The sequence below is a fragment of the Mycobacterium sp. E183 genome (assembly GCF_001667735.1).
Lineage (GTDB): Bacteria > Actinomycetota > Actinomycetes > Mycobacteriales > Mycobacteriaceae > Mycobacterium.
The window spans coordinates 1-4,217 of record NZ_LZJN01000007.1 but is presented as its reverse complement, the minus strand read 5'-3'; the positions used below and the strand labels follow the sequence as shown (position 1 = coordinate 4,217).

Annotated in this window: 5 protein-coding genes; 3 read left to right on the top strand and 2 right to left on the bottom strand. The window is 69.9% G+C overall.

Going from position 1 to position 4,217, the window contains the following annotated elements:
- Positions 1-1,050, top strand: a 1,050-nt coding sequence (locus A5691_RS01340) for a fatty acid--CoA ligase family protein (RefSeq protein WP_068266374.1), incomplete at its 5' end; no start/stop codon positions are given.
- Positions 1,051-1,065: 15 nt separating this feature from the next.
- Positions 1,066-1,779 (top strand): hypothetical protein, encoded by a 714-nt coding sequence (locus A5691_RS01335; protein WP_067760719.1) that lies wholly within the window; start codon positions 1,066-1,068, stop codon positions 1,777-1,779.
- Here the strand turns inward: A5691_RS01335 and A5691_RS01330 are convergent.
- Together A5691_RS01330 and A5691_RS01325 are read right to left on the bottom strand one after the other, a co-directional pair.
- The gene (locus tag A5691_RS01330; RefSeq protein WP_068015925.1) at positions 1,765-2,742 is read right to left on the bottom strand and encodes a nitronate monooxygenase family protein; all 978 of its coding nucleotides are present in this window, start codon (positions 2,740-2,742) and stop codon (positions 1,765-1,767) included. The two genes, A5691_RS01335 and A5691_RS01330, sit on opposite strands and share 15 nt — an antisense overlap.
- Positions 2,739-3,131, bottom strand: a complete 393-nt coding sequence (locus tag A5691_RS01325; RefSeq protein WP_067760716.1) for a tautomerase family protein — start codon at positions 3,129-3,131, stop codon at positions 2,739-2,741. Before A5691_RS01325 ends, A5691_RS01330 begins: the two co-directional genes overlap by 4 nt.
- A 94-nt stretch (positions 3,132-3,225) precedes the next feature.
- Between A5691_RS01325 and A5691_RS01320 the strand changes: the two genes are divergently transcribed.
- On the top strand, positions 3,226-4,095 hold the full coding sequence (locus A5691_RS01320; protein ID WP_304528524.1) for a LysR family transcriptional regulator: 870 nt from the start codon (positions 3,226-3,228) through the stop codon (positions 4,093-4,095).
- The last annotated feature ends 122 nt before the right edge of the window (positions 4,096-4,217 follow it).

Genomic DNA, 4,217 nt, shown 5'->3' with positions numbered 1-4,217 from the left:
GGCGCCGATGCGGCAGCGCCCGCCGGCAGCGATGACCGCGACGCCCTGGTGCTATTCACCAGCGGAACAACGGGATTGCCGAAGGCGGTCGGCATCAGCGGCAGGCAGTTGGCAAGGCGGATCGGGGGAATGGCGCCACCCTTCAGGGCGGACGCCAAACCCTCGGTGGGGATGATGTGCGTCCCGTTCTTCCACGTCGGGGGCTCGCTGGGCACGCTCGGCAGCCTCTACTCCGGCAACACGTCGGTCGTGCAGCCGCGATTCGACGCCGGCGAGTGGCTACGCCTGGTGTCGGAACACCGGGTGACCACCACGTTCCTGGTTCCCGCCATGCTGCAGCGCATCCTCGACCATCCCGGCTTCCCCTACGCCGACTTGTCGTCCTTGGTCGCCATCGCCTACGGGGCCGCCGCCGCGCCCATCGCGTTGGTGCGCCGGGCGATGGACGCGTTGCCACACGTGGCCTTCGCCAACGTATTCGGCCAGACCGAGACCCTCGGCGCATACACGACGCTGCTGCCCGCCGACCACCGCGACCCCGCCCGCGCGGGATCCGTCGGCCGTCCGCTGCCCGGGGTCGAGGTGCGGGTCGTGGATCCCGAGACCGGCGATGACGTCGGGGTCGGAACGATCGGTGAGCTGTGGGTGAACACCACCCAGAACGTCACCGCCGGGTGGCTGCGCACCGGTGACCTCGCCCGCCGGGACTCCGACGGCTACCTCTTCCCCTGCGGACGGCTCAGCGACACCATCAACCGCGGGGGAGAGAAGTTCGGGCCGGTCGAGGTGGAGGAAGCGCTGCGTTCCCACCCCGCGGTGCGGGATGTCGCGGTCGCCGGTATCGCCGACGAAGAGCTGGGCCAGCGCGTGGGAGCTGCGGTGGTGGCCTGCGCCCCGGTGACCCTGGAAGACCTGCGATCGCACTGTCGCGAGTCGATCGCCTACTTCAAGCTGCCCGAGCGGCTGGCGCTCGTCGACGACATCCCCTATAGCTCGACCGGCAAGGTCAGCCGCCGCCAGCTCGCCGCGCTGATCGCCGATCAGCCCTGAAGGCAAGGAGTTTCGATGCTGTTCCTCCACGAGACCCACCGGGTGGTCGGCGCGCGGCAGGACGAATTCGAGGCGGCATACCGCGAAGGCTGGATGCCCACCCTGGCCGCGGGGGACGACGCGCGGCTGCTCTGGTACACCAACCACGCCCACGGCTCCGGCCTGTCCTACAACGTTGTCACCATCACCGGCATCGTCGACGGCGCGGCCTGGGAAAGGCTTGCGCGCAGGACACAAAGCGGCGACCTGCGCCCGTGGATGCGCGAACTGGACAACCTGCGCCACGAGGTGACCGGAAAGCTTCTGCTTCCCGTCGATTGGTCGCCGTTGCAAACCGTCGACCTCTCGACGGTGCCCACCGACGGTGCGACCCACCAACTGAGCCTGTTCATGGAAGACACCGGCTGGCCCGACGCCGCGCTCGACGACTACATCAGGATGTGGGACGAGATCTATTACCGGCTGCTGTCCAAAGCCCCAAAAGAAATGCGGATCCTCGATATCCAAGCGTGCTTTCAGGTGGCGCACGGCAGTTACCGCCGACGAGAAGCGATGCTGTGGCAGAAGATCGAGAACTTCAACAACTATGCCGCGCTGGTCCACCTGCTGACGGCCGAGACCGCGCCCGAGCACCGGCGGCCCGGCAGCTATATGGTCGAGGCGCTGAAATACCGCGACCAGTGGGAAAGCCGCCTGCTGCGGACGTCGGACTGGTCACCGCTGTACTGAGGCCGGCCGGTTGAGGATCCGGGCGGCGTGGTCGACCATGCCGGCCACGATGTCGGCCGCGGGCCGGACTTGCCGCAGCAGCCCCACCCCTTCGCCGACGAGAATGGCGGCGGTATCGAAATCCTCAGCCGCGACGGCTTTTTCGTAGTCGGCCACCGCCTCCTGCAGCGACGCCGCCAGCCCGTCCTGGTTGCCGTGCCACGTGTCGAGGAACGCGTTGCCGAGCGCCCGAGCGTTGTATTCGGCCGGCCAATCCAGCCGTCGCACAAGGTCATAGGCGCGCGTGCGAACGGTGTCGTCACCGGAGGCCGTCAGCGCCCGCTCGTGCGCGCGGGGCGACACCAGCGCCTCCGGCGTTGCCCAGAATCGGGTGCCCACCAGCGCCCCGTCGGCGCCGAGCGCGAGCGCGGCGGCCAGGCCCCGCCCGTCGGTGACCCCGCCCGCCGCCAGCACCGGCGTGCCGGGTGAACGATCGGCGGCCAGGTCGACGACGTCGGGCACCAGCGTGAAGGTGGATCGGGCGCTCATCCCGTGCCCGCCCGCCTCGCCGCCCTGGGCCACCACGACATCGGCGCCGGCGTCCAGGGCCAGGCGCGCGTGGTCGAGGGTTTGCGCCTGCGCGATCAGCGGGACGCCGGCGGCGCGAATGCGCTCGGCGAACGGCTGCAGCTCACCGAACGACAGCATGATCGCGGCGGGCCGGCGCTCCAGGGCCGCGTCGAGCAGCGCGGGTTCGCCGGCCAGGCTCCACGTGATGAAGCCGCAGCCGACGGTTGCCCCGTCGGCGCGGTCGAATTCGCGCCGCAGCCATGCCGCGTCGCCGTAGCCGCCGCCGATCAGGCCGAGGCCGCCGGCCGACGTCACGGCCGCCGCCAGCCGCCCCCCGGAGATCATCGCCATCGGGGCGAGCACGACGGGGTGCTGGATGCCTAAGAATTTCGTGAGTCGGGTGTCGAGGCTCATGTCAGCTCCCCGGTGAGAAATTGCGCCCGGCCGTGGCCGAAAGACCAGTCTTCGTCGCCGTTTTCGGTGATCGAGACGATCAGGTCGGCCGGGTCGAGCCCGCACCGCTCCGCCAGGTGGGTAGCCAGCAGTTGGTAGAACTTCTCCTTCATCGCCCGTGTGCGCCGCCGGCTCACCATGTGGACGATCACCTGGTGCGCCGACCGGGTGATGCCGAGACCGGTGTCCAGGGCGATGATTTCGTGGGCGGGATGGCTGCGCACCACCTGGTAACGGTCGCGCGGCGGCACCCCGAAGGCCTCGACGACGGATTCGTGCACCGCGTCGAGCAACGCCCGCATTTCCGATGGCGTGCGGCCCGCGATGAGGTCGATGTACAGCAGCGGCATGGTGGCTCCTTAAGATCTGTGTCCTGGCTACGACGTTAGGTTCGCCCGGATCGGGTGTGAAATGCCTGCTGTAATCGATCTATGCTTGTCGGGCATGGGCGCAATGGAAGGTGGCCGAGTCGAATTGCGCCACCTCCGGGCGTTTGAGGCGGTGGCGCGACTCGCGTCGTTCACCCGGGCCGCCGACGAACTGCGCATCACCCAGCCGGCGCTCAGCCGGACCATCCGGCAGCTCGAGGACGCGCTCGGCGTGACGCTCGTGGACCGCACTTCGCGGCACGTGGAGACGACCCGGGCCGGACGGACCTTCCTCGAGCATGTCGAACGGGTGCTCGCTGAACTGGAGCGGGCGTTCGGCGCCGTGCGCCGGCAGGCCAGCATCGGCCTCGGATTCAGCTGGTTGTTGCCCGACCCGTGGGCGCAGGAGACGGTCGCCCGTTTCGAGCGGGCCACCGGCACGACGGTCAGGCTGGTCCGCACCGACGATGCGCTGGGCGCCGTGCAGCAGGGCCGGGTCGACGTCGCCGTGGTCCGCGGACAGGTGACGTCGACCGCCGTGCGGGTGGTGCACCTGTTCGACGAGAACCGGGTGGCCGTGTGCTCGGTGCATTCGCCGCTGTCGTCCCGGTCGGAGCTGGACTGGGCCGAGGTCCCGCGGTGGCCGTTGGTCGTCAACACCGCCAGCGGGACCACCGGGCCATGGTCGTGGCCGTCGGGGGAGGGACCGGAAACCATCGTGGAGACGGCCAATTTCGACGAGTGGCTCGAGTCCGTCGCGGCCGATCGCGGCATCGGCGTGATCCCCGACGTCGCCGTCCGCCGCAACATCCACCCGGGCGTCCGGTTCGTCGCGCTGCGCGGGGCCCCGCAGAGTCCGGTCGCCCTGGCGTTTCTGCCGCGCGCCCGCAACGCCGTGCTGCGCCGCTTCGTCGAGGCCGCCGTCGAGAGCGCGCAGGACGTTTGAGTGTGCGCTCACGGCGGCGATTCTCGGCGTGTCGACACCGTGGGCGCACACTCAACGAATCACGCGAGCGGCGCCAGACCCGACCGCAGCAGATCCAGGCTGGACGCCACCAGCTCGCCGAG